The organism is Micromonospora sp. NPDC048063, assembly GCF_043202855.1.
Taxonomy (GTDB): domain Bacteria; phylum Actinomycetota; class Actinomycetes; order Mycobacteriales; family Micromonosporaceae; genus Micromonospora.
Window position 1 is genome coordinate 47,716 of the sequence record NZ_JBIDBG010000016.1, and the last position, 26,142, is coordinate 73,857.

Sequence of the window (26,142 nt, forward strand, 5' to 3'; positions counted from 1 at the left end):
CGTTGCGGCTGGGGGTCACGACGTCTCCAGCTCGCGGTCGATCAGGTCGAAGATGTTCTCGGCGGTGGCCGACTCCAGGTCGTCGTCGCCGTCCGCGTCCGCCTGCCGCTCGGTCAGCCGGTCCAGCAGACCGTGCAGCCGGTCGGTGATCCGGCGGAACTCGTCGTCGGCCGGGTCGAGCCCGACGAGCGCCGCCTCCAGCCGGTCCAGCTCCCGGCCCGCCACCGACCGGTCCCCCGCCGGGGCCACCGGGGCGAACTGCCCGGCCAGGTGGTCGGCGAGCGCGGTCGGCGTCGGGTTGTCGAAGACCAGCGTCGCCGGCAGCCGCAGCCCGGTCGCCGCGCCGAGCCGGTTGCGCAGCTCGACGGCGGTGAGCGAGTCGAAGCCGAGTTCCCGGAACGCGCGGGTCGGCTCGATGCCGGCCGGGTCGCCGTGCCCGAGGACGACCGCCACGTGCGACAGCACCAGCTCGCGCAGGGCGCGAGCCCTCTTGTCGTCGGGCAGCGCGCGCAGCGTCTCGGCGTACGCCTGCCCGTCGGTGGCCTCGCCGGCGGCGGCCCGGCGGCCCCCGGGGCGGACCAGGTTGGCCAGCAGCGGGTGGACCGGCGCCCCCGGCGCGGCCACCCCGGTGATGATCTTGGCGGGCATCAGCACCGCCCGTTCGGCGCGCCAGAGCGCGTCGAACAGGGCGAGGGCCTCGTCGTTGGCCAGGGCGGCCATGCCGCCCCGGTCGAGCCGGCGGATGTCGGCCGAGTCGAGGTGCCCGGTCATGCCGCTGGCCTGGGCCCAGCGCCCCCAGGCGAGGGCGACCGCCGGCAGGCCGAGGGCCCGCCGGTGCTCGGCGAGGGCGTCGAGGAACGCGTTGCCGGCGGCGTAGTTTCCCTGGCCCGGGCCGCCGAAGACGCCGGCGGCGGCGGAGAAGAGCACGAACGCGGTCAACTCGTGGCCGAGGGTGGCCTGGTGCAGGTTCCAGGCCGCGTCGACCTTGGGCCGCAGCACCGCGTCGAGCCGGTCCGGAGTGAGCGACTCGACGGTGCCGTCGTCGAGGACGCCGGCCGCGTGCACGACCGCCCGCAGCGGTTGCCGCGGATCCACCATGGACACCACGTCCGCGACGGCGTCCGGGTCGGCCAAGTCGGCGGCGACGATCGACACGTCCGCGCCGAGCGCCTTGAGGTCGGCGAGCAACTCGTCGGCGCCCTCGGCGTCCGGGCCGCGCCGGCTGACCAGGAGCAACTGCCGGGCGTCGTGCGCGGTGACCAGGTGCCGGCAGAGCAGCGCGCCGAGGGTGCCGGTCGCGCCGGAGACCAGGACCGTGCCGTCGAGCCGGGGCGTCTGCGGGATGCTCAGGGCGAGCTTGCCGACGTGCCGGGCCTGGCTGAGGAAGCGGAACGCCTCGGGGGCGCGCCGGACGTCCCAGGTGCGCCGGGGCAGCGGCCGCAGCGCGCCGGTGGCGAAGAGCGCCATCAGCTCGGCCAGCATCGCGCCGATCCGGTCCTCGCCGGCCTCGATGAGGTCGAAGACCTGGTAGCTCACGCCGGGGTGGTCGGCGGCGACCCGCTCCGGGTCCCGCTTGTCGGTCTTGCCCATCTCGACGAACCGGCCGTCCGGGGCGAGCAGCCCCAGCGACGCGTCGACGAACTCGCCGCTGAGCGCGTTGAGCACCACGTCGACGCCCCGCCCGTCGGTGCGGTCGCGGAACTCGTCGGCGAAGGCGAGGCTGCGGGAGGAGGCGAGGTGCGCGTCGTCGAAGCCGGTGGCGCGCAGCGCCGGCCACTTGCCGGGGCTGGCCGTGCCGTAAACCTCCGCGCCGAGGTGGCGGGCGATCTGCACGGCGGCCATGCCGACCCCGCCGGCCGCCGCGTGGACGAGCACGGACTCCCCGGCGCGCAGCCGGGCCAGCTCCACCAGGCCGTACCAGGCGGTCAGGAAGACCACCGGCACGGCGGCGGCGTCGGCGTACGACCAGCCGTCGGGGATGCGGGTGAGCAGCCGGCGGTCGGTGACCGCGACCGAGGAGAACGAGCCGGAGAAGATGCCCATCACCCGGTCGCCGGGCGCGAGGTCGGTGACCCCCGGCCCCACGCCGAGTACCACGCCGGCGCCCTCGTTGCCCAGCACCTGCTGGTCGGGGACCATGCCGAGGGCGAGCACCACGTCCCGGAAGTTCAGCCCGGAGGCGCGCATCCCGACCAGGACGTGCCCCGCCGGCAGGTCCCCGGTCACCTCGGGGACGGGCAGCAGGGCGAGGTTCTCCAGCGTCCCCTGCTCGGTGACGTCCAGCCGCCACGGCACCTCGTCGGCGGGCAGCGGCAACACCCCGACGTCGCGCGCCCGGGCCAGCCGGGGCACCAGCAGGGCGCCGTCGCGGACCGCGAGCTGCGGCTCGCCGGAGGCGACGGCCGCCGGGACCGCCGCGAGGGAGGCGGCGGAGTCGTCGGTGTCGACCAGCGTGAACCGGCCGGGGTGCTCGGACTGCGCGGAGCGGACGAGCCCCCACAGGCTCGCCCGGGCCAGATCGCGGGGGGCCTCGCCGGGGGCGGCGCCGACCGCGCACCGGGTGTGCAGGACCAGCCGGGCCCGTTCCAGCCGCGGCTCGCCGAGCCAACCCTGAACGAGCGCGAGCGCGTCCCGGGCCGCCTCGTGCGCGGCCGCACCGGCCCGGTCCGGGTCCGGGTCCGTGCCGGACCGCAGGTCCAGCACCACATCGGGTACGTCCCCGTACCGCTCGATCGCGGCGACCAGCGTCGCCAGGTCGGCGTGGCCGCGCACCGGGTGCCCGGCGGCGGCCAGCGCCTCGGCGAGGCCGAGGTCATCGTCGCCGAGCAGCGCCCAGCGGGTGTCTCCCGCCACCGCGTCGGGGGCCGGCAGGGGCATCCAGTCCAGGTGGAACACCGAGTTGCGGCGCAGCGCGGCGGCCTCGTCGGCCCGGCCCGCGGCGACCGGCCGGAAGGTCAGCGACTCGACGGTGGCGACCGGTTGGCCGGCGGTGTCGGCAAGGGCGACCGCGACCGTGTCCGCGCCGAGGGGCCGCAGCCGCACCCGCAGGCGGGTGGCGCCGTGGGCGTGCAGGGCGACCGAGCGGAACGCGAACGGCATCCAGCCCGCGCCGGAGGTGTCCGCCGCGTCGCCGAGCAGCGCGGTGACCCCGCTGGCCTGGAGGGCCGCGTCGAACAGGGCGGGGTGCAGCCCGAACCGGGACGCGTCGGCGGTCGCCTCGTCGGGGAGGGCCACCTCGGCGTAGACCTCGTCGTCGCCGCGCCACACGCGGCGCAGGCCCCGGAAGGCGGGGCCGTAGCCGAGGCCGCCGTCGGCCATCCGGGCGTACCAGGCGTCGAGGTCGGTGTCGACCTCGACGGCGTCGGCCGGCGGCCACTCCCCGGGCACGGCCGTCGGGGCGGGCAGGTGCGGCAACAGCAGGCCCTCGGCGTGCCGGGTCCACTCGGCGTCGCCGCCGTCCTCGGGGCGGGAGTGCACGGTCACGGCGCGCTCGCCGGTGTCGCTCGGCGGGCCCACCCGCACCTGCACCTGCACCGCGCCGCTCGCGGGGAGCACCATCGGGTTGATCAGCGTCAGGTCGCCCACCTGGCCGGCGTCGACCTCGTCGCCGGCCCGGACCACCATGTCGACGACGCCGGTGCCGGGGACGATCACCACCCCGCCGACGGCGTGGTCGGCGAGCCACGGGTGGGTACGCACCGACAGCCGCCCGGTCAGCACCACCGTCTGGTCGTCGGCCACCGGCACGGCCGCGCTGAGCAGCGGGTGCCCGGCGTCCTGGAGGCCGGCGGAGCCGACGTCCCGCACCCGGTGCGCGGGTGCCTCCAGCCAGTAGCGCCCCCGGTCGAAGGCGTACGTGGGCAGGTCGACGGCGTCGGTCTCAGCGAGGACGGTGGTCAGGTCGACGGGCAGGCCGATCGCGTACGCGGTGGCCAGGTTCGTCAGCAACCGCGTCGGGTCGTCGTCCCCGCGCCGCAGGCTGCCCAGGATGTGACCGGTGACGCCCGCGTCGTCCAGGATCGCCGTGACCGGCATGGTCAGCACCGGATGCGGAGAGATCTCCACAAACGTCGTGTGACCCGCCGCGACGGCGACCCGCACGGCCGCATCGAACTGCACCGTCTGCCGCAGGTTGTCATACCAGTAGTCCGCCGTCATCGACGCCGGATCCACCCAGTCACCCGTCAACGTCGACACCAGACGGGTGTGGCCCTCCTGCGGGGCGATGTCAGCCAAGTCGGCGCGGAGTTGTTCCGCGACGTCCTGCACCGCGACCGAGTGGGAGGCGTAGTCCACCGGGATCAGCCGCGCCCGAATGCCGTCGGCCTGGCACGCCTCGACGAGGTCCGCGACGGGCTGCGGCGGACCGGACACCACCACGGTGGAAGGGCCGTTGACGGCGGCCACCCCGACACCCGGGAAACCCGCGAGACGGGCGGTGATCGCCTCGGCGGACAGGTCGACCGACGCCATCGTGCCGGTGCCCCGCAGCACCGTCAGCGCCCGCGACCGCAACGCGACCGCCTTTGCCGCATCCTCCAACGACAGAATCCCCGCCACACACGCGGCACCGATCTCACCCTGCGAGTGACCGATCACCGCAGCCGGAGCCACCCCCACGTGCCGCCACACCGCCGCGAGGGCGATGCCCACGGCCCACAGGACCGGCTGCACCACCTCCACCCGCTCCAACCACGACTCGTCCTCGCCCGTGAGCACCGACACCAGGTCCACGTCGAGGTACGGGGCGAGAGCTTGCTGGCACTCGGCCAACTTCGCGTCGAACACCGGGCTCCGGCCCACCAGACCGGCCGCCATCCGCGCCGACTGCGCACCCTGACCCGGGAACACGAACACCGCCCCCGCACCCGTCCCGGAAACGGTGCCCGTAACCAGGTTCCCGGACGGCGAACCGGCGGCCAGGGCGTCCAGCCCAGCCAGCAGTTCCTCGGCGCTCGCACCGACCACGGCGGCACGCTGGTCGAACAGCGACCGCGTCGTGGCCAGGGACCAGCCCACCGCCGCCACATCAACGTCGCCGCGCTCGCGCACGTACTCCGCCAGCCGCGCCGCCTGACCCGCCAGAGCCGCCTTCGACCGCGCCGACACCGGCCACACCAGGACGTCGGAGGCGACCAGCGCCGGGCCCCGGTCCGGACCGGCCTCGGGCTCCACGCTCTCGGCGGACAGCTCCTCGGCCAGCTCGATGATCACGTGCGCGTTCGTGCCGGACATGCCGAACGACGACACCGCCGCACGCCTCGGCCGGTCCACGGCGGGCCACGGCCGCGCCTCGGTCGCCAGCTCCACGGAGCCGGCGGTCCAGTCGATGTGCGGGGACGGCTCGTCCACGTGCAGCGTCGCCGGGACCACGCCCTCGCGCATCGCCAGCACCATCTTGATCACACCCGCCACACCTGAGGCGGCCTGCGTGTGCCCGATGTTCGACTTGACCGACCCGAGCAGCAGCGGCTCGTACCCTTCCCGGCCCTGCCCGTAGGTGGCGAGCAGCGCCTGCGCCTCGATCGGGTCACCGAGCGTCGTACCCGTGCCGTGTGCCTCCACCACGTCCACGTCGGCCGTGGTCAACCCCGCCGAGGCGAGGGCCTGCCGGATCACCCGCTGCTGCGACGGACCGTTCGGCGCCGTCAACCCGTTCGACGCACCGTCCTGGTTGACCGCGCTTCCCCGCACCACCGCCAGGACCCGGTGACCGTTACGCCGCGCGTCGGACAGCCGCTCCACCAGCAGCACACCGACGCCCTCACCCCAACCCGTACCGTCCGCACCCCCAGCGAACGCCTTGCACCGGCCGTCGGGGGCCAGGCCCCGCTGCCGGGAGAACTCGAGGAAGGTGCCAGGGGTGGCCATGACCGTGACACCGCCGGCGAGGGCAAGGTCGCACTCGCCACGCCGCAGCGACTGCACCGCCAGGTGCAGCGCCACCAACGACGACGAACACGCCGTGTCCACCGACACCGCCGGCCCCTCCAACCCCAACGCGTACGCCACCCGACCCGACACCACACTCGCGGCGTTCCCGGTCGCCGCGAACCCCTCCACCTCGTCCGCGGCCACCGCCAACAGGGCCCCATAGTCCTGACCATTCGTGCCCACGAACACCCCTGTTCGCGAACCCCGCAACACCCCCGGGTCAACCCCTGCCCGCTCCACCGCCTCCCACGACGCCTCCAGCAGCAACCGCTGCTGCGGATCCATCGCGACAGCCTCACGCGGCGAGATCCCGAAGAACCCGGCGTCGAACTCTGCGGCCCCGGACAGGAATCCGCCCTTGTCCGTGTAGGAGGTGCCGGGGTTGGCCGGGTCGGGGTCGTAGAGCCGGTCGAGGTCCCAGCCCCGATCGGTGGGGAAGTCGCCGATGGCGTCGACGCCGTCGGCGACGAGCCGCCACAGCTGCTCGGGGTCGTCGGCGCCGCCCGGGTAGCGGCAGGCCATGGCGACGATGGCCACCGGCTCGTCGTCGTCCACCGTGGTCGGCACGGCGACGGCGGTCGGGGCGGCGTCGGCGTCGAAGAGGCCGGCGAGCAGGAAGCGGGCCAGCACGACCGGGGTGGGGTGGTCGAAGACCAGGGTGGTGGGCAGCGCCTGCCCGGTGGCGGCGACGAGCCGGTTGCGCAGCTCCACCGCGGTCAGCGAGTCGAAGCCGAGGTCGCGGAACGCGGTGGTCGCCGGGACGGCGGCGGCCCCGCCGTCGTGGCCGAGCACGTCGGCGGCGAGGTCGCGGACCAGGTCGGCGACGGTCTCCTCCCGCCGGGCCGGGGTCAGCCCGACGAGCCGCCGGCGCAGGGTCGCCGCCGGGCCCTCGTCGCCGTCGTCGACCGGGGCGCCGCCGTCGAGGGCGGCCCGCGCCTCCGGTACGCCCTCGAGCAGCGGCCGGCGTCGGGCGGAGGCGTACGCCGGGGCGAACCGGGACCAGTCGACGTCGGCCACGGTCACGGTGACGTCGTCGTGGTCCAGGGCCTGCGGCAACGCGCCCAGGGCCACGGTCGGGTCCATCGCGGGCAGGCCCCGGCGACGCAGGTTCTGCTCCGCGTCGGCCGCATGCATGCCGCCGTCGGACCACGGTCCCCAGGCGATGGCGGTGCCGGCCCGGCCGTCCGCCCGCCGCTGCTGCACGAGCGCGTCCAGGTACGCGTTGCCGGCCGCGTACCCGGCCTGGCCGCCGCTGCCCCAGGTGGCGGCGATGGACGAGTAGACGACGAAGGCGTCCAGCTCCCGGTCGGCGAGGAGGTCGGCGAGGTGGGCGGCCCCGGCGGTCTTGCCGAGGGTCACCTCGGCCAGCTCGGCGGGGGTGACCTCGGCCAGCGGGGTGCTCTGCGCGAGGCCGGCGGTGTGCACGACGGTGCGCACGGGCGGGCCGTCAGCCTCGATCCGGTCGAGCAGGGCGGCGACGGCGGCCCGGTCGGCGATGTCGCACGCGGCGACGGTGACCCGGGCGCCGAGACCGGTCAGCTCGGCTTCCAGCTCGGTGGCGCCGGGGGCGTCCGGTCCGCGCCGGCTGACCAGCACGACGTGCTCGGCTCCGGCGCCGGCGAGCCAGCGGGCGGCGCGGGCGCCGAGCCCGCCGGTCCCGCCGGTGATCAGCGCCGCGCCGGTGGGCGTGAACCGGCGCGCCGGGGGGCGGTCACCGACGGCGGCGCGGACCAGGCGGCGGACGAAGACGCCGGGGCCGCGTACCGCGAGCTGGTCCTCGCCGGTCGATCCGGTGAGGATCGCGGAGAGCCGGCCGCCGGTGCGGTGGTCGGGGCGGGGCGGCAGGTCGACGAGGCCGCCCCAGCGGTGCGGGGCCTCGACGCCCACCACCCGGCCGAGGCCCCAGATCGCGGCCTGCGCGGGGTCGGTGACCCGGTCGTAGGAGGCGGCGGCGACCGCGCCCCGGGTGACCAGCCACAGGGGGGCGTCGACCCCGGCGTCGCCGAGCGCCTGCACGAGCGCGAGGGTGGCGGCCAGGCCGGGCAGGACCGAGCCGTCGGCGGCGGCCGGTTCGACGGCGAGCAGGGAGACGACCCCGGCGAGGTCGGCGCCGGCGAGGGACGCGGCGAGGCCGGCCCGGTCGGCGCCCGCGTCGACGGTCAGCGGCAGTACGCCGGCGCCGGCGCCGGTCAGCGCGGCCCGGACGGTCTCGGCGGCGGGGTCGTCGGCGCCACCGGCGGGCAGCGCCAGCAGCCACGCGCCGGTCAGCCGCGCGGGGGCGGGCTCGGGGGTCACCTGCCAGTCGGCCCGGTAGCGCCAGCCGTCGAGCACGGAGTGTTCCTGCCGCTGCCGCCGCCAGTCGGCGAGGACGGGCAGCAGGGTGCGCAGCGACTCGGCGGCGGCCTCGTCCTCCACGGCGAGGGTGTCCCGCAGCGCGTCGAAGTCGGCCCGTTCGACGGCCGCCCAGAACCGCTGGTCGAGCACGCCGGTCCCGGCGGTGGCGGTCGCGTCGCCGGGCGCCTCGGCCGGCACCCAGTAGTGCTGCCGCTCGAACGGGTAGGTGGGCAGCCCGACGAGCCGGCCGGGCCGGCCGGCGAAGAGGTCCGCCCAGCGCACCGGCGTGCCGGCGACGTGGAGCTGGGCGAGGGCGGCGAGCAGGGCGCGGCGGTCCGGGCGGTCCCGGCGCAGCACCGGCACGACCACGGCGGGGACGGCGTCGGCGGCCTCGACCTCGGCGATGGTCTCCTGGGTGGTGGCGGTGAGGACGGCATCGGGGCCGACCTCGACGAAGGTGCCGACGCCGTGGGCACGCAGGGTGCGTACGCCGTCGGCGAAGCGGACCGCCTCCCGGACGTGCCGCACCCAGTAGCCGGGGTCGGTGAGCTGCGCCGGGTCGGCCAGCTGGCCGGTCAGGTTGGACACGACCGGCAGGGTGGGGGCGCGCAGGTCGAGGCCGGCGGCGACGGCGGCGAACTCGGCGAGCATCGGCTCCATCAGCGGGCTGTGGAAGGCGTGGCTGACCCGCAGCCGGCGCACCTTCACCCCCCGTCCGGTCCAGAGTGCGGCCAGCTCGTCGATGGTCGCGCCGTCGCCGGACAGGACGACGGCGGTGGGCCCGTTGACGGCGGCGACGGCGACCCGGTCGGTCAGCTCGGCGATCGACTCGGCGACCCGGGCCTCGTCGGCGGCGACGGCGAGCATCGCCCCGCCGGAGGGGAGGGCCTGCATGAGTCGGCCGCGGGCGGCGACGAGGGCGCAGGCGTCGTCGAGGGTGAGCACGCCGGCCACGTGGGCGGCGGTCAGCTCGCCCACGGAGTGCCCGGCGACCAGGTCGGGGGCCAGCCCCCAGGAGCCGAGCAGCCGGTGCAGCGCCACCTCGACGGCGAACAGCCCGGCCTGGGTGAAGACGGTCTGGTCGAGCAGCGCCGCCTCGTCGGTGCCGGGCTCGGCGAACAGCAGCGGCTTCAGCGGCCGGGGCAGCCGGTGGTCGAGGTGGGCGAAGACCTCGTCGAGCGCCGCCGCGAAGACCGGGTACGCCTCGTACAGCTCCCGGCCCGCGCCGGCGCGCTGGGCGCCCTGCCCGGAGAAGAGGAACGCGACCCCGCCGCGTTCGGCGGCGGCACCGGTGACCAGGCCGGGGGCGGGCCGGTCGTCGGCGAGGGCGTGCAGGGCGGTGAGCAGGCCGTCCCGGTCGTCGGCGAGGACGACCGCCCGGTGTTCCAGGGGCGAGCGGGACACGGCCGAGGTCCAGGCGACGTCCGCCGGTCGCAGCCCGGCGTCGTCGGCGACGTACCGGGACCAGCGCTCGGCCTGGGCGCGCAGCGCGGCGCGGGTGCGGCCGGTGAGCAGCACGGGTGCGGGCGCGGGGAGGTCCGGCCGGTCGGTCTCGGCGGCGGTGGGCTCGGGCTGTTCGAGGATGAGGTGGGTGTTGGTGCCGCTCATCCCGAACGAGGACACGGCGGCGCGGCGCGGCCGGTTCACGGCCGGCCACGGGGTGGCCTCGGTGACCAGGGTGACCGCGCCGGCGGCCCAGTCCACGTGCGGGGTGGGCTCGTCGACGTGCAGGGTGGCCGGCACGACGCCGTGCCGCATCGCCATGACCATCTTGATCACCCCGGCGATGCCGGCGGCGGCCTGGGTGTGGCCGATGTTCGACTTGATCGAGCCGAGCAGCAGCGGCGCGGCGTCGCCCCGCTCCTGGCCGTAGGTGGCGAGGAGCGCCTGGGCCTCGATCGGGTCGCCGAGGGTGGTGCCGGTGCCGTGCGCCTCCACCACGTCGACCAGGTCGGGGGTGAGCTTCGCGCCGGCCAGGGCCTGCCGGATCACCCGCTGCTGGGACGGGCCGTTGGGGGCGGTGAGGCCGTTCGACGCGCCGTCCTGGTTGACGGCGGAGCTGCGGATGATCCCGAGCACGGGGTGGCCGTTGCGGCGGGCGTCGCTGAGCCGTTCGAGCAGCAGCATGCCGACGCCCTCGGACCAGCCGGTGCCGTCGGCGGACGCGGCGAACGACTTGCACCGGCCGTCGGCGGCGAGGCCGCGCTGCCGGGAGAACTCCACGAACGGGCCGGGGGTGGCCAGCACGGTCGCGCCGCCGGCCAGGGCGAGGCCGCACTCCCGCTGGCGCAGCGCCTGGCAGGCGAGGTGGATGGCGACCGACGCCGACGAGCAGGCGGTGTCCACCGTGACCGTGGGGCCCTCCAGCCCGAACGTGTACGCCAGCCGGCCGGAGACGACGCTGGCGGCGGTGCCGGTCAGCACGTACCCCTCGACGCCGGGCGCCCGGTGCAGCACGGCGGCGTAGTCCTGACCGGAGGTGCCGACGAAGACGCCGGAGCGGCTGCCGCGCAGCGACAGCGGGGCGATGCCGGCCCGCTCGAACAGCTCCCAGGTGACCTCCAGCAGCAGCCGCTGCTGCGGGTCCATGGCGACGGCCTCGCGCGGCGAGATGCCGAACAGCGCGGCGTCGAACTGCCCCGCGTCGGGCAGGAACCCGCCGGCGGTGGTGTACGAGGTGCCGGGGTTGTCGGGATCGGCGTGGTAGAGCCGCTCCAGGTCCCAGCCCCGGTCGGTGGGGAAGTCGCCGATGGCGTCCCCGCCGGACGAGACGAACTGCCAGAGGTCCTCGGGCGAGTTGATGCCGCCCGGGTAGCGGCAGCCCATCGCCACGATCGCCACCGGCTCGGACTCCTCGGCGGTGACCTCGCGGAGCCGTTGGCGGGTCTGGTGCAGCTCGGCGACGACCCGCGTCAGGTATTCGCGCAGCCGCTCTTCGTCCGCCATGACATCTCGCTTTCTCGTGACACCACAGGTCCTGCGGGCTCAGGAAAGCCCGAGGTCCTGGTCGATGAGGTCGAACAGCTCCTGGTTGCTGGCCACCCGCAGCCGGTCCGCCACCTCGGCGGTCTCCTCTCGGCGTTCCTCGGCGGCGCCGAGTCGTTCGAGCAGGCTGTGCAACCGCATCGTGATCCGCACCCGGCCGATGTCGTCCGGGTCGCGCAGCGCGAGGGCGCTCTCCAACTGGTCCAGCTCCGCCAGGGTCGGCAGCGCCTCCACCGACGCCTCGCTGAGCAGCTCGGCCCGGAGGTGCTCGGCGAGCGCCTGCGGGGTCGGGTAGTCGAAGACCACCGAGCTGGGCAGGCTCAGGCCGGTCGACCGGGCGAGCCGGCCGCGCAGCTCCACCGCGGTCAGCGAGTCGAACCCGAGGTCCCGGAAGGGCCGGCCGGCCTCCACGGCGTACGGGCTGTCGTGCCCGATGACCTCGCCGGCCGCGGTGCGGATCAGGTCCACCAGCACCCGGGCCTGTTCGGCCGGCGTCAGCTCGCCGAGCCGCTTGCGCAGGTCGGCGGCGACCAGGTCGCCGTCCTCGGCGTCCGCCCGCTCCGCGGCGGCCTGGGCGGCCACCTCGGCGATCTCGCTGATCAACGGCCGGGGCCGGGCGGAGGCGAACACCGGGGCGAAGCGGTCCCAGTCGACGTCGGCGACGGTGAGGGCGGTGTCGTCGCCGGCGAGGCCGGCGCGCAGGGCGGCCATCGCGGGTTCCCGGTCGAGCAGGGACACCCCACGCCGGCTCATCGCCGCCGCGTGCGCGTCGGTCACCATGCCGCCGCCGGCCCACGGTCCCCAGTTGACCGAGAGGACCCGGGTCCGACCCGCCGGCCGCGACTGCGCCCAGGCGTCCAGGAAGGCGTTGCCGGCGGCGTACGCCCCGTGGTCGCCGACGCCCCAGACGGCGGCGATGGAGGAGAAGTGGACGACCAGCTCGAGCGGCTCGGGGTCGAGGAACTCGGCCAGGTGCCGGGCGCCGGCGATCTTGCCGGACACCACGTCGGCGAGTTCCGCCTCGGTCACCGCGGCGACCGGGTTGAGCCGCCCCACGCCGGCGGCGTGCACCACGGCGTGCACGGTCTCGCCGTCGGCGCGCAGCCCTTCGACGAGGTCGGCGACCGCGTCCCGGTCGGCCAGGTCGCAGGCCAGCACCCGGGCCTGGGCGCCGAGGGCGGCCAGTTCCGCCACCGCCTCGTCGGCGCCGGGGGCCGCCGCGCCGCGCCGGCTGACCAGCAGCAGCCGCCGCGCGCCGTGCCGGGCGAACCAGGCGGCGGCGTACCGGCCGACGGCGCCGGTGCCGCCGGTGACCAGGACGGTGCCCGGCGGCTGCCAGTCGCCCGGGGCCTCGGCCCGGGGCGCGCGGGCCAGCCGCCGCAGGTACGTCCCGGAGTCCCGCACCGCGAGCTGGTCCTCGTGTCCGGCGGCGGTCAGCGCCGCCAGGACGCGCTCGGCGGCGGCGGTGTCCACGGTGGCGGGCAGGTCCAGCAGGCCGCCCCAGTGCCGGGGGTGCTCCAGCGCGGTCACCAGGCCGAGGCCCCACGTGGTGGCCTGCGCGGGGTGCACGACCGGGTCGTCGGCCGCGGTGCTGACGGCCTGCCGGGTGAGCAGCCACAGCGGCACCGGCGGCAGGGTGTCCGTGACCGCCTGCACCAGGGCCAGGTTCGCGGTCAGGCCCACGGGCACGGCGGGCCGGTCGGGGTGCGCCCGCTCGTCGAGCGCGAGCAGCGACACGATCCGGGTCGGCGGGACGCCGGCCAACTGCTCGGCGAGCGCCGCCCGGTCGGTGGTCGCCGGGTCGACGGTGAGCAGCCGCACGGTGCCGCCGCGCGCGGCGACCAGCTCGGCGAGCCGGTCGACGACCGGCTGGTCCGTCCCGGTGTGGACGATGGTCCACCCGCCGTCGGCGACGCCCGCCGCGGGGGTCTCGGGGCGCCAGGTGATCCGGTACCGCCAGCCGCCGGCGAGGGTGTCCTCCTGCTGCTGGCGTCGCCACTGCGCCAGCTCCGGCAGCAGGTCCCGCAGCGGCCGGTCGGGGTCGACGCCGAGCCGGCCGGCGAGCGCGTCGCCGTCGCCGGCCGTCACGGCCTGCCAGAACGCCGCGTCGACGTCGTCCTGCGGGGCGGCGGGGGTGTCGGCCGCCGCCGCGTCGAGGGTCGGCCAGAAGCGCTGGTGGGCGAACGCGTACGTGGGCAGGTCCACCGGGCCGGCGCCGGGCAGCAGCCGCGACCAGCGGACGGCCACGCCCTGGCAGTGCAGCCGGGCGACCGCGCCGAGCAGGGTGGCCACCTCGTCCTGGCCGGGCCGCTGCACGCCGGTCACGGTGACCGGGGCGTCGGCCGGCAGCGCGTCGGCGGTCAGGGCGGTCAGCACCGTGTCCGGCCCGATCTCCAGGAACCGGGTCACCCCGTTGGCGTGCAGGTGGGTGATGGTGTCGGCGAAGCGGACCGCCTCGCGGACGTGCCGGACCCAGTAGTCGGGGGTGCACAGCGTGTCGGCGTCGACGACCGTGCCGGTCAGGTTCGACACCAGCGGCACCGTCGGCGGGGCGTACGACAGGGTCGCCGCCACGGCGGCGAAGTCGGCGAGCATCGGCTCCATCAGCGGACTGTGGAAGGCGTGGCTGACCCGCAGCCGCTTGGTCCGCACGCCGAGGCCGGCGAAGTGGTCCGCCAGCCCGGTCAGCGCGTCCTCCGCCCCGGCGACGACGACGGCCGCCGGCCCGTTCACCGCGGCGACGTCGACCCGCCCCTCCGTGCCGGTCAGCGCCCGCCGCACGTCGACCTCGGGCGCGGCGACGGCGAGCATCCCGCCGCCGGCGGGCAGGGCCTGCATCAGCCGGCCCCGGTTGCCGACGAGCGTGCACGCGTCGGGCAGGGAGAGCACCCCGGCCACGTGGGCGGCGACGATCTCCCCCACCGAGTGGCCGGCCACGAGGTCGGGCCGGATCCCCCAGTCCGCGAGCAGCCGGAACAGCGCCACCTCGACCGCGAAGAGTCCCGCCTGGGTGAAGAGCGTCTGGTCGAGCAGGTCGGCCTCGGCAGAGCCGGGCTCGGCGAACAGCACCTCGCGCAGCGGTCGCGGCAGGTGCCCGTCGAGGTGCTGGCACGCCTCGTCGAGGGCCTCGGCGAAGACTCCGAACGCCTCGTACAGCTGGCGCCCCATTCCGGCGTGCTGGGCGCCCTGGCCGGAGAAGAGCACCGCCAGCGCGCCGCCGGGCTCGGCGACGCCCCGGGTGAGGCCCGGGTGGTCCTGCCCGGCGGCGAGGGCCCGCAGCCCGGCGAGGGCGGCGTCCGCGTCGGCGGCGAGCAGCACCGCGCGGTGCCGCAGCGGGGACCGACTGGTGGCCAGGCCCCGGGCGACGTCGGCGGCGGGGGTGGCGCTCCGCGGCAGCCAGTCGGCCAGCCGGGCCGCCTGGGCCGGCAGGCTGTCCGCGGTGTCGGCCGAGACGACCCAGGGCAGCACCGGCAGCCGGGCGGGTGACGCGTCGGCCGGGCGGGACGCCCCGGTGTCGGTCGGCGCCTGTTCGAGGATGACGTGCACGTTGGTGCCGCTGACCCCGAACGACGACACGCCGGCCCGGCGCGGCCGGTCCACCTGCGGCCAGGGCCGCGGGTCGGTCAGCAGCGCGACCGCGCCCGCCGACCAGTCGACGTGCGGCGACGGCTCGTCCACGTGCAGGGTGGGCGGCAGCAGGTCGTGCTGGAGCGCCATCACCATCTTGATCACGCCGGACACGCCCGCGGCGGCCTGGGTGTGGCCGATGTTCGACTTGACGGAGCCGAGCAGCAGCGGCCGGTCGGCGGGCCGGTCCTGCCCGTACGTGGCGAGCAGCGCCTGCGCCTCGATGGGGTCGCCGAGGCGGGTGCCGGTGCCGTGCCCGTCGACCGCGTCCACGTCGGCGGCGGACAGCCGCGCGTTGGCCAGCGCCTGGCGGATCACCCGTTCCTGGGCGGGCCCGTTGGGCGCGGTCAGTCCGTTGCTGGCGCCGTCCTGGTTCATCGCCGAGCCGCGCACGACGGCCAGGATCCGCCGGCCCTCGCGCTGGGCGTCGGAGAGCCGCTGCAACAGCACCAGGCCGACGCCCTCGCCCCAGCCGGTGCCGTCGGCGGCCCCGGCGAACGACTTGCACCGGCCGTCGAGGGCGAGCCCCCGCTGCCGGGCGAACTCCAGGAACGGCCCGGGGGTGGCCATCACCGTCACCCCGCCGGCGACCGCGAGGTCGCACTCGCCCTGCCGCAGCGACTGGCACGCCAGGTGCAGCGCCACCAGCGAGGACGAGCAGGCGGTGTCGACGCTGACGGCGGGGCCCTGCAACCCGAAGTGGTACGCCAGCCGCCCGCTGATGACGGCGGCGACGTTGCCGGTGGCCTGGAAGCCCTCGGTCTCGGCGCGCGCCGCCAGCAGCAGCGTCGCGTAGTCCTGGCCGTTGGTGCCGACGAACACCCCGGTGTTGGTCTCCCGCATGTCGGCGGGCGCGGTGCCGGTCCGCTCGAACAGCTCCCAGGCGCTCTCCAGCAGCAGCCGCTGCTGGGGGTCCATCACCAGCGCCTCGCGCGGGGAGATGCCGAACAGGGCGGCGTCGAAGCCGGCGGCGTCGGCGAGGAAGCCGCCCTCCCGGACGTACGAGGTGCCGGGCCGGTCGGGATCCGGGTGGTAGATGGCCTCCAGGTCCCAGCCCCGGTCGGCCGGAAACTCCGCGATCCCGTCGCGCCCCTCGCTGACGAGTCGCCACAGGTCCTCCGGGCCGGCGACGCCGCCCGGGTACCGGCAGCTCATCGAGACGACGGCGATCGGCTCGTCGAGCGCTGCGGCGGCCTGCACGGCCGGGGTCGCCGCGGCCTCGTCGCCGGTGATCCGGGTGACCAGGTGGTCGGCGAGGGCCGTGGGCGTCGGCCGGTCGAACACCAGCGTCGCGGGCAGGGTCAGGCCCACCGCCTCGGCGAGCCGGTTGCGCATCTCGACGGCGCTCAGCGAGTCGAAGCCGATCTCCCGGAACGACCGGTCCGCCGCCAGCGCCTGCGGCGAGGGCAGTCGCAGCACCGCCGCCGCGTGGACGCGCACCAGGTCCAGCAGGAGCCGGCGCCGCTCCGGGGCGGCGAGGCCGGCGAGCCGGCCGCGCAGCGGGGACGCCTCCCGCGTCTCGTCGTCGTCCCCGGAGCGGGCTGCGGCGAGGACGCGGGCCACCTCGGGGATGTCGCCGATCAGGGGCCGGGGCCGGGCCAGCGCGAAGGTCTGGAGGAACCGGTCCCAGGCGATGTCGGCGACGGTGAGGGCGGACTCGTCCCGTTCCAGCGCCCCGGCCAGCACCGAGACCGCCAGGTCCGGGTGCATCGGCCGGACGCCGGAGCGGAACATCTGGTCGGCGGCGCCCTCGGTCTCCACCATGCCGCCGCCGTCCCAGGCGCCCCACGCCAGTGCGGTGCCGGGCAACCCGCGCCGGCGCCGGTCCTCGGCGAGCGCGTCGAGGAAGGCGTTGCCGGCGGCGTACGCGCCCTGGTGGCCGCCGCCCCAGACGCCGGCGCCGGAGGAGAAGAGCACGAACGCGGTCAGGTCCGGGCCGAGGACCTCGTCGAGGTTGACCGCCCCGGCGACCTTGGCGGGCAGGGCGGCGGCCAGCTCGGCGAGGTCGGTGTCGGCCAGCGCGCCGGCGTGCGGCACACCCGCGGCGTGGAACACCGCGTCGATCCGGATGTCGCGCTCGGCCAGCCGGTCCACGAGGGCGCGCAGCGACTCCCGGTCCGCCACGTCGCAGGCCGCCACGGTGACCGTGGCGCCGTGGCCGGTCAGCTCGGCCTCCAGTTCGGCGGCGCCGGGCGCGGCGGGTCCCTGCCGGCTGGTCAGCACGAGGTGCGCGGCGCCCGCACGGGCCAGCCAGCGGGCCACGTGGGCGCCGAGCGAGCCCAGGCCGCCGGTCACCAGGACGGTGCCGGCGGGACGCCAGCCGTCGCCGGCCGGGCGGTCGGCGGCGGCGGCCCGGACCAGCCGCCGGGCGAACAGCCCGGAGGAGCGGACGGCGAGCTGGTCCTCGTGCCCGATGCCGGCGAGCGCGGCGGCCAGCCGGGCGCGGGCCCGCTGGTCCGGGTCGGCGGGCAGGTCGACCAGGCCGCCCCAGCGGTCCGGGTGTTCGAGGGCGGCGACCCGCCCGAGCCCCCAGACCAGGGCCTGGTCGGGCCGGTCCACGGGGTCGGCCCGGCCGGTGCTGACGGCGCCGCCGCTGACGCACCAGAGCGGGGCGGTCATCCCGGCGTCGCCGAGCGCCTGCACCAGGGCGAGCGTGCCGGCGAGCCCGGCCGGCACCACGGGGTGCGCCGGGTGCGGCGCGCCGTCGAGGGCGAGCAGCGAGCACACCCCGGCGACGGACTCCGGGGCGAAGGCGCGCAGCAGGTCGGCCAGCACGGCCCGGTCGGGGTCGGCGACGGTGAGCAGGGTGGGCTCCGCGCCCGCCTCGGCGAGCGCCCGGACGACCGCGCCGGTCAGCGGGCTGTCGGCGTACGCGGCGGGCACCGGCACCAGCCAGGTGCCGGTCAGCGCGGCGGTCGCCGGCGTGGTGACCGGCTTCCAGGCGACCCGGTAGCGCCAGGAGTCCACAGTGGACTCGTCGCGGCGACGCCGCCGCCAGGCGGCGAGCACCGGCAGCGCGTCGTCCAGGCGGCGGGCCTCGGTGTCGTCGAGCCGCATCGCCTCGGCGAGCGCCCCGGCGTCGGCCCGCTCGACGGCGTCCCAGAACCGCCGGTCGGCCGGCTCCTCGGTGCTCGCCGCGGCGCCGGGCAGCGCCGGTGCCTCCGGCCAGTACCGCTGACGGTGGAAGGCGTACGTGGGCAGCGGCACGGCCGGGCCGGTGCGCGGCCCGTGGACGGCGGTCCAGTCCACCTCGACGCCGTGGGCGTGCAGCGTGGCCAGGGCGGTGAGCACCCGCGGCCAGCCTCCGGCGTTGCGTCGCAGGGTGTTGACCACGACCGCCTCGTGTTCGGCGGCGTCGATGGTCTCCTGGATCCCGAAGCTGACCACCGGGTGCGGGCCGACCTCCAGGAAGACCTGGTGGCCCTCGTCGAGCAGGCCGCGCACGACGCGTTCCACGTCCACCGTCTCGCGCAGGTTGCGGTACCAGTAGCCGGCGTCGAGTTCGGTGGTGTCGAGGGGGCGGCCGGTCAGGGCGGACCAGAACGGCGTCTCGGCGGGGCGGCCGGAGATCCCGGCGAGGCTGTCGGTCAGCCGGGCGGCGACGGCCTCGACTTGCGGCGAGTGGGAGGCGTAGTCGACGTCGATGCGCTGGGCGCGCACGTCGTCGGCCTGGCAGGCGGCGAGCAGCTCGGCCAGGGCGTCCTGGTCACCGGCGACCACCACGGAGCCGGGACCGTTGACGACGGCGACCGACAGCCGGCCGGCCCACGGGGTGAGCAGGTCGCGGACCCGGTCGGCGGGCAGCGCGACGGAGGCCATCCCGCCCCGTCCGGCGATGTCGGCCAGCACCTGGCTGCGCAGTGCGACGACCTTCGCGCCGTCGGCCAGGGACAGCGCCCCGGCCACGCAGGCCGCCGCGATCTCGCCCTGGGAGTGGCCGACCACGCCCGCCGGCCGTACGCCGAGCGAGCCCCACAGCCGGGCGAGCGAGACCATGACCGCCCACAGCGCGGGCTGCACCACGCCCGAGGCGACCAGGGGCGGCGCGTCCGGGGCGGCGCGCAGCACGTCGGTGAGCGACCAGTCCACCCAGGGCGCGAGCGCCTCCTCGCACTCGGCGATGGCGGCGGCGAAGACCGGGGACGTGTCGAGCAGGTCGACGGCCATCCCGGGCCACTGCGAGCCGTGCCCGGAGAAGACGAAGATCGGGGCGGCGTTGCGCAGGGCGGCGCCGGTGACCACGTCGGCGGCGGTGTCGCCGGCGGCGAAGGCGTCGAGGCCCCGGGCGAGTTCGTCGCGGTTGCGGCCGAGGACCACCGCCCGGTACGGGAACGACACGCGGCTGGCGGTCAGCGCGTACGCCACGTCGGCCGGCTCCAGCTCGGGGTGCGCGGCCAGGTGGGACCGCAGCCGGCTCGCCTGGCCGCGCAGGGCGACGGGGTCCGCCGCGGAGAGCGCGAACGGCACGGCGACGGGTTCCGACCCGGGGAGCGCGAACGGCACGGCGACGGCGGTGCCGGGCGGGGTCGCGGCGGCGGGCTCCGGCGCGGCGGCCGGTTCGGGGGCCTGTTCGATGACGACGTGCGCGTTGGTGCCGGAGATGCCGAACGAGGAGACCGCCGCCCGGCGGGGGCGGTCCACGGCCGGCCACTGGGTGGGTTCGGTCGCGAGGGCCACCGCCCCGGCGGTCCAGTCGATGTGCGGGGACGGCTCGTCGACGTGCAGGGTCGCCGGCACGAGGCCGTGCCGCATCGCCAGGACCATCTTGATGATCCCGGCGACGCCGGCGGCGGCCTGGGTGTGGCCGAGGTTCGACTTGACGGAACCGAGCAGCAGCGGCCGGTCGGCGGGCCGGTCCTGCCCGTAGGTGGCCAGCAGGGCCTGCGCCTCGATCGGGTCACCGAGGGTGGTGCCCGTACCGTGCGCCTCGACGGCGTCCACGTCGGCCGGCGTCAGGCGGGCGCTGGCGAGGGCCTGCCGGATGACCCGCTGCTGGGACGGGCCGTTGGGCGCGGTGAGTCCGTTGGACGCGCCGTCGGAGTTGACGGCGCTGGCCCGGATGACGGCGAGGATGCGCCGGCCCGCGCGCCGGGCGTCGGAGAGCCGCTGCACGAGCAGCATGCCGACGCCCTCGCTCCAGCCGGTGCCGTCGGCGGCGGCGGCGAACGACTTGCACCGGCCGTCGGGAGACAGGCCGCGCTGCCGGGAGAACTCGATGAACGTGCCGGGGGTGGCCATCACGGTGACGCCGCCGGCCAGGGCGTACTCGCACTCCCCCGCCCGCAGCGCCTGCACCGCCAGGTGCAGCGCGACCAGCGAGGACGAGCAGGCCGTGTCGACGGTGACCGCCGGCCCTTCCAGGCCGAACGTGTACGCCACCCGCCCCGACAGGACGCTGCCGGAGGTGCCGGTGCCGATGTAGCCCTCCACCTCGCCCGGCTGGTCCATGAGCCGCGAGGCGTAGTCGTGGTACATGACCCCGGCGAACACGCCCGTCCGGCTGCCCCGCAGCCGCCGCGCGTCCAGGCCGGCGGACTCGAACGCCTCCCACGACGTCTCCAGCAGCAGCCGCTGCTGCGGGTCCATGGCCAGGGCCTCGCGCGGCGAGATGCCGAAGAACGCGGGGTCGAACTCGGCCGCGCCGTACAGGAAGCCGCCGTGCCGGGTGTACGAGGTGCCGCTGCGGTCCGGGTCCGGGTCGAACAGCGACTCCAGGTCCCAGCCACGGTCGGCGGGGAACTCCGAGATGCCGTCGCCACCGGTGGCCAGCAGCTCCCACAGCTGGTCCGGGTCGTCGACGCCGCCCGGGTAGCGGCAGGCCATGCCGACGATCGCGATCGGCTCGTCGGTGCCGGTGCCGGTGAGGGTGCCGCCGGTCGCGTCCCCGCCGGACCGGCGTACGCCCGCCAGCTCGGACCACACGTGGTCGGCGAGCACGGTCGGGGTCGGGTAGTCGAACACCAGCGTCGACGGCAGCCGCAGCCCGGTGGCCGCGTTCACCCGGTTGCGCAGGTCCACGGCTGTCAGGGAGTCGAAGCCCAGTTCCCGGAACGCCCGGTCCGCCGGCACCGCCTCCGCGCCACCGTGCCCGAGCACCTGCGCGACCAGGCCCCGGACCAGCACGCCGACCTGGGCGCGGGCTTCGTCGGGCGCCAGGCCGGTGATGCGGGTCGCCCAGGTGGCGCCCTGTCCCGCCTGGCGGCGAGTCGTGGTGGTGCCGAGCAGCGCCCGCAGCATCGGCGGCACCAGGCCGGCGCCGGCCGCGGCGCGGAGGGCGGCCAGGTCGATCACGGCCGGCACCAGGGCCGGCCGGTCGGCGCCCAGGGCGGCGTCGAGCAGGCGCAGCCCGGTTTCGGCGCTCATCGCGGTGACGCCGCCCCGGGTCGACCGTGCCCGGTCCGCCTCGTCGAGGGACGCGGCCATGCCGGCGGTGTCCCACATGCCCCACGCCAGGCTCACCGCCGGCAACCCGAGCTGCCGCCGCCACACCGCCAACCCGTCCAGGAACGCGTTACCCGCCGCATACGCCGACTGACCCGGCGAACCCAACACCCCCGCCACCGACGAGAACACCACGAACAAATCCAGACCCAGCGACGCGGTCGCCTCGTGCAGCCACCAACCCGCCGACACCTTCGGCGCCAACACCCCGGCCAGCCGCTCGACGGTCAACCCCTCGACCACACCGTCGTCCAACACACCCGCGGTGTGGACCACACCCGCCAACCGGCCCTCGGCAGTGACCTCACCGACAAGCCCGAACACCTGGTCCCGGTCCGTCACGTCACACGCCACCACCCGCACGGCAGCACCCAACGCGGTCAACCGCGCCGACAACTCCCCAGCGCCCGCAGCCTCCGGGCCCCGCCGCGACACCAGCACCAGCGACCGCACACCCCACGACGACACCAGATGCTCCGCCACCAACGCACCCAACGCACCGGTACCGCCCGTCACCAGCACCGCGCCGTCGCCGAGGTTCGGCGTCTCCGCCGCCGCGCCGACGCCCGCCCGCACCAGACGCGGCACGAACACCGCGTCGGAGCGCACGGCGACCTGGCCGCCCGTCGCCGCCGGGTCGTCCGCCACCCCGGCCAGGACGCCCAGCAGCCCGGCGTGCAGCTCGCCGTCCACGTCCGCGAGGACGATGCGGCCGGGATGTTCCGACTGCGCCGACCGCAGCAGACCCCACACCGCCGCACCCGCCAGGTCCGTGACCCGGTCCTCGGCACCGACCGAGACCGCACCCCGGGTCACCACCACCAGCCGCGAATCCGCCAACACGTCCGCCGCCAGCCACGACTGGACGGTCGCCAGCACGGCCGACGCCGCCGCGCGTACCGCGTCGGGACCGTTGTCGGCGTCCTCGGGGCGTGCCGCGTCCCCGTCCACTCCGCCGGCCGACCCGACCGGCAGCAGCAGGCGGGGCGGCACGCCCGACGGCTCGGCGACGGCCGCGGCCAGCGCCTCGACGTCCGGGAACGCCGGCAGGTCCACGGAGACCGGCGAGCCCACCAGCGCCCACCCGGAGACGTCCCCGGCGGCGGCGACCTCCTCGGCCTGCCAGGCGACCTCGAACATCGAGCGGGCCGCCGAACCCGCCGACGACACCGCGGTCAGCTCCCGCAACGCCAGCGAGTCCACCGACACCACGGCGGCGCCCGACTCGTCAGACGCGACCAGTCGCACCGCCGCGCCCGCGCGCGTCAGGCGTACCCGCAGCACCCGCGCACCCGAGGCGTGCACCTGCACACCCTCGAACGCGAACGGCACCCGCGGCCCACCCGACTCCGCGCCCAGCAGCAGCCCGATCGGGTGCAGGGCCGCGTCCAGCAGCGCCGGGTGCACCCCGAAGCCCGCCGCGTCGCCGGCCACCTCGTCGGGCAACGCGACCTCGGCGAACACCTCACCACCGCTGGTCCAGGCCCGCCGCAGCCCCTGGAACACCGGCCCGTACGCCAGACCGTGTTCCGCCAGCGTCGGATACCAACCCGCCAGGTCCACCTCGACGCCGCCGACGGGGGGCCACTCCCCCACGCCCGGCTCGTCGACGGACGCCGGCTCCAGCACACCCTCCGCGTGCCGGACCCACTCCGGGTCGGCGGCCTCCTCCGGCTGGGAGTGCACGGTCACCGACCGGGTGCCCGTCTCGTCGGCCGCGCCGACGCGCACCTGCACCCGCACGCCGCCGGAATCGGGCAGCACCAGCGGCGCGGCGACGGTCAGCTCCCGCACCCGGGACGCGCCCACCTCGTCGCCGGCCCGCACCGCCAACTCCACCAGCGCCGCGCCCGGCACCACCACGACGCTGGAGACGGCGTGGTCGGCCAGCCAGCCGTGGGTCGCCGTGGACAGCCGGCCGGTCAGCACGACCATGTCCTCGCCGGCCACCGACACCGCCGCGCCGAGCAGCGGGTGCCCGGCCGCCCCGAGCCCGGCCCCGGACACGTCGGTCCACCGGCCCGCCGGCTCCAGCCAGAAACGCTGGTGCTGGAAGGCGTACGTCGGCAGGTCCACGTGCCGGCCGCCGCCGAGGTGGTCGGCCCAGCCGACGGTCAGGCCGTGCGCGTGCAGCCGGGCGAGGGCCTCGAGGAGAGCCTGCGGCTCGGGCCGGTCGTGGCGCGAGGCCGGGACCAGCAGGGGCGCGGGCCCGTCCTCCGCCCGCTCGGCGAGGCAGCCCTGCGCCATGGCGGTCAGCACGCCGTTCGGTCCCACCTCCAGGAAGGTGTCGACCTCCTCGGCGCGCAGGCAGTCGACGGCGTCGGCGAAGCGCACCGTGCCGCGGACGTGCCGCACCCAGTAGCCGGGGTCGCAGAGCTGCTCCGCGTCGGCGATCCGGCCGGTCAGGTTCGACACCACCGGGATCGCCGGCGGCCGGAAGGTCAGCCCGTCGGCGACCGCCGCGAACTCCGCGAGCATCGGGTCCATCCGGCCGCTGTGGAAGGCGTGGCTGACCCGCAGCCGGCGGGTCTGCACGCCCCGCTCGGACCACTCGCGCTGCACGTGGTCGAGCGCCTCGTCGTCGCCGGCGACCACGACGGCGGCGGGGCCGTTCACGGCGGCCACGTCCAGCCGGTCGGTCAGCCCGGCGAGGGACGCGGCCACCGCCGCCTCGTCCGCCGCCACGGCGAGCATTCCGCCGCCGGCGGGCAGGGCCTGCATGAGCCGGCCGCGCGCCGCGACCAGCGCGCACGCGTCCTCGACGGAGAGCACCCCGGCGACGTGCGCCGCCGCGATCTCGCCGATGGAGTGCCCGGCCACCAGGTCCGGCACCACCCCGAACGACTCGACCAACCGGAACAGCGCCACCTCGACCGCGAACAACCCGGCCTGCGTGAACACCGTCTGGTCCAGCAGTTCCGCCTCGGCCGTACCCGCCTCGGCGAACAACACCTCCCGCAACGGACGCGGCAGCAACGGATCAAGATGCCCACACACCTCGCCCAGCGCGGCGGCGAAGACCGGGAACGCGCCGGACAACTCACGACCCATCCCGGCACGCTGTGCGCCCTGACCGGAGAAGAGGAACGCCACCCGGCCGCGCGGGGCGGCCACCCCGGTGGTGACCGTGCCGTGCGGCTCGCCGTCGGCGAGGGCCCGCAGCCCGGCGAGCAGGTCGTCGGCGTCGCCGGCCAGCACCACCGCGCGGTGGTCGAGCCCGGCCCGGCTGACCGAGGAGGCCGCGACGTCCGCCGGCTGGAGGGAGTCGGCGCGGCCGAGGTGGGCGGCCCACCGCTCGGCCTGCCCGGCCAGTGCCTCCGGGGTGCGGGCGGAGAGGAACACCGGGGCGAGCGGCAGCGCCACGGACGGGTCGGCGTCGGGCGCGGCGTCGTCCGCGGGCGGGGCGTCCTCGGCCGGCGCTTCCTCAAGGATGACGTGGGCGTTCGTACCGCTGATGCCGAACGACGACACGGCGGCCCGGCGCGGCCGGTCGGCGGCCGGCCACGCCCGGGCCTCGGTCAGCAGCGACACCTGGCCGGCGGACCAGTCGATGTGCGGGGACGGCGCGTCGACGTGCAGGGTGGCGGGCATGGTGCGGTGCCGGATCGCCTCGATCATCTTGATCAGGCCGGCGGCGCCCGCCGCGGCCTGGGTGTGACCCAGGTTCGACTTGACCGAGCCCAGCCAGAGCGGCCCGCCATCGCCCCGGTCCTGGCCGTAGGTGGCCAGCAGCGCCTGCGCCTCGATCGGGTCGCCGAGGGTGGTGCCGGTGCCGTGCGCCTCGACCACGTCGACGTCGGCCGGGGAGAGCCGGGCGTTCGCGAGGGCCTGCCGGATCACCCGCTCCTGGGACGGGCCGTTCGGCGCGGTCAGCCCGCTGCTCGCGCCGTCCTGGTTGACGGCGCTGCCCCGGACGACGGCGAGGACCCGCCGGCCGTCCCGGCGGGCGTCCGACAGCCGCTGCAACAGCAGCACGCCGACGCCCTCCGACCAGCCGGTGCCGTCGGCGGCGGCGGCGAACGACTTGCAGCGGCCGTCCGAGGCCAGGCCCCGCTGGCGGGAGAAGTCGGCGAAGGTGCCCGGCGTGGACATCACCGTCACGCCGCCGGCGAGCGCGAAGTCGCAGTCCCGCTGGCGCAGCGCCTGCGTCGCGAGGTGCACGGCGACCAGCGACGACGAGCACGCGGTGTCCACCGTGACCGCCGGCCCCTCGAGCCCGAAGGTGTACGCCACCCGCCCGGACACGACGCTGCCGGAGTTGCCGGTGCCGATGTAGCCCTCCACGCCGTCGGGCAGGTCCAGCACCCGGGACGCGTAGTCGTGGTACATCACCCCGGCGAACACGCCGGTCCGGCTGCCACGCAGCCGCTGCGGGTCGAGGCCGGCGTGCTCGAACGCCTCCCACGAGGTCTCCAGGAGCAGCCGCTGGTGGGGGTCCATCGCCAGGGCCTCGCGGGGGCTGATGCCGAAGAAGCCCGGGTCGAACTGCGGCGCGTCGTAGAGGAAGCCGCCCTGGTTGCTGTACGACGTGCCCGGGTTGTCCGGGTCGGCGTGGAACAGCCGCTCCAGGTCCCAGCCCCGGTCGGTCGGGAAGTCGCCCACCCCGTCGCCGCCCCGGTCGACGAGGTCCCACAGCTCCGCCGGGCTGGACACGCCGCCCGGGAACCGGCACGCCATGCCGATGACGGCCATCGGCTCGCGGTCCTTGGCCTCCACCTCGCGCACCCGCCGGCGCGCGTCGCGCAGGTCGGCAGTCGCACGCCGGAGGTAGTCGAGGAACTCTGCCTCAGTGGGCATCGGGCCACTCCGTATCAGAAATCG

The 26,142-nt window shown here is 76.6% G+C and carries 2 protein-coding genes; both read right to left on the reverse strand.

Annotated elements, in window-relative coordinates; all coding sequences use genetic code 11:
* Positions 1–15 precede the first annotated feature (15 nt).
* Positions 16–11,214: a type I polyketide synthase gene (locus ACGFZ2_RS28175; RefSeq protein WP_393458655.1), complete on the reverse strand. Its 11,199-nt coding sequence runs from the start codon at positions 11,212–11,214 to the stop codon at positions 16–18.
* Between the two features lie 39 nt (positions 11,215–11,253).
* Positions 11,254–26,118 carry a type I polyketide synthase gene (locus ACGFZ2_RS28180; protein ID WP_393458658.1) on the reverse strand — a complete coding sequence of 4,955 codons (14,865 nt, stop codon included), beginning with the start codon at positions 26,116–26,118 and terminating at the stop codon, positions 11,254–11,256.
* Positions 26,119–26,142 lie beyond the last annotated feature (24 nt).

Bases quoted from the DNA above. Each gene is read 5' to 3' on its own strand.
- ACGFZ2_RS28175 (WP_393458655.1), bottom strand. From the start codon at position 11,214: ATGGCGGACGAAGAGCGGCTGCGCGAATACCTGACGCGGGTCGTCGCC.
- ACGFZ2_RS28180 (WP_393458658.1), bottom strand. From the start codon at position 26,118: ATGCCCACTGAGGCAGAGTTCCTCGACTACCTCCGGCGTGCGACTGCC.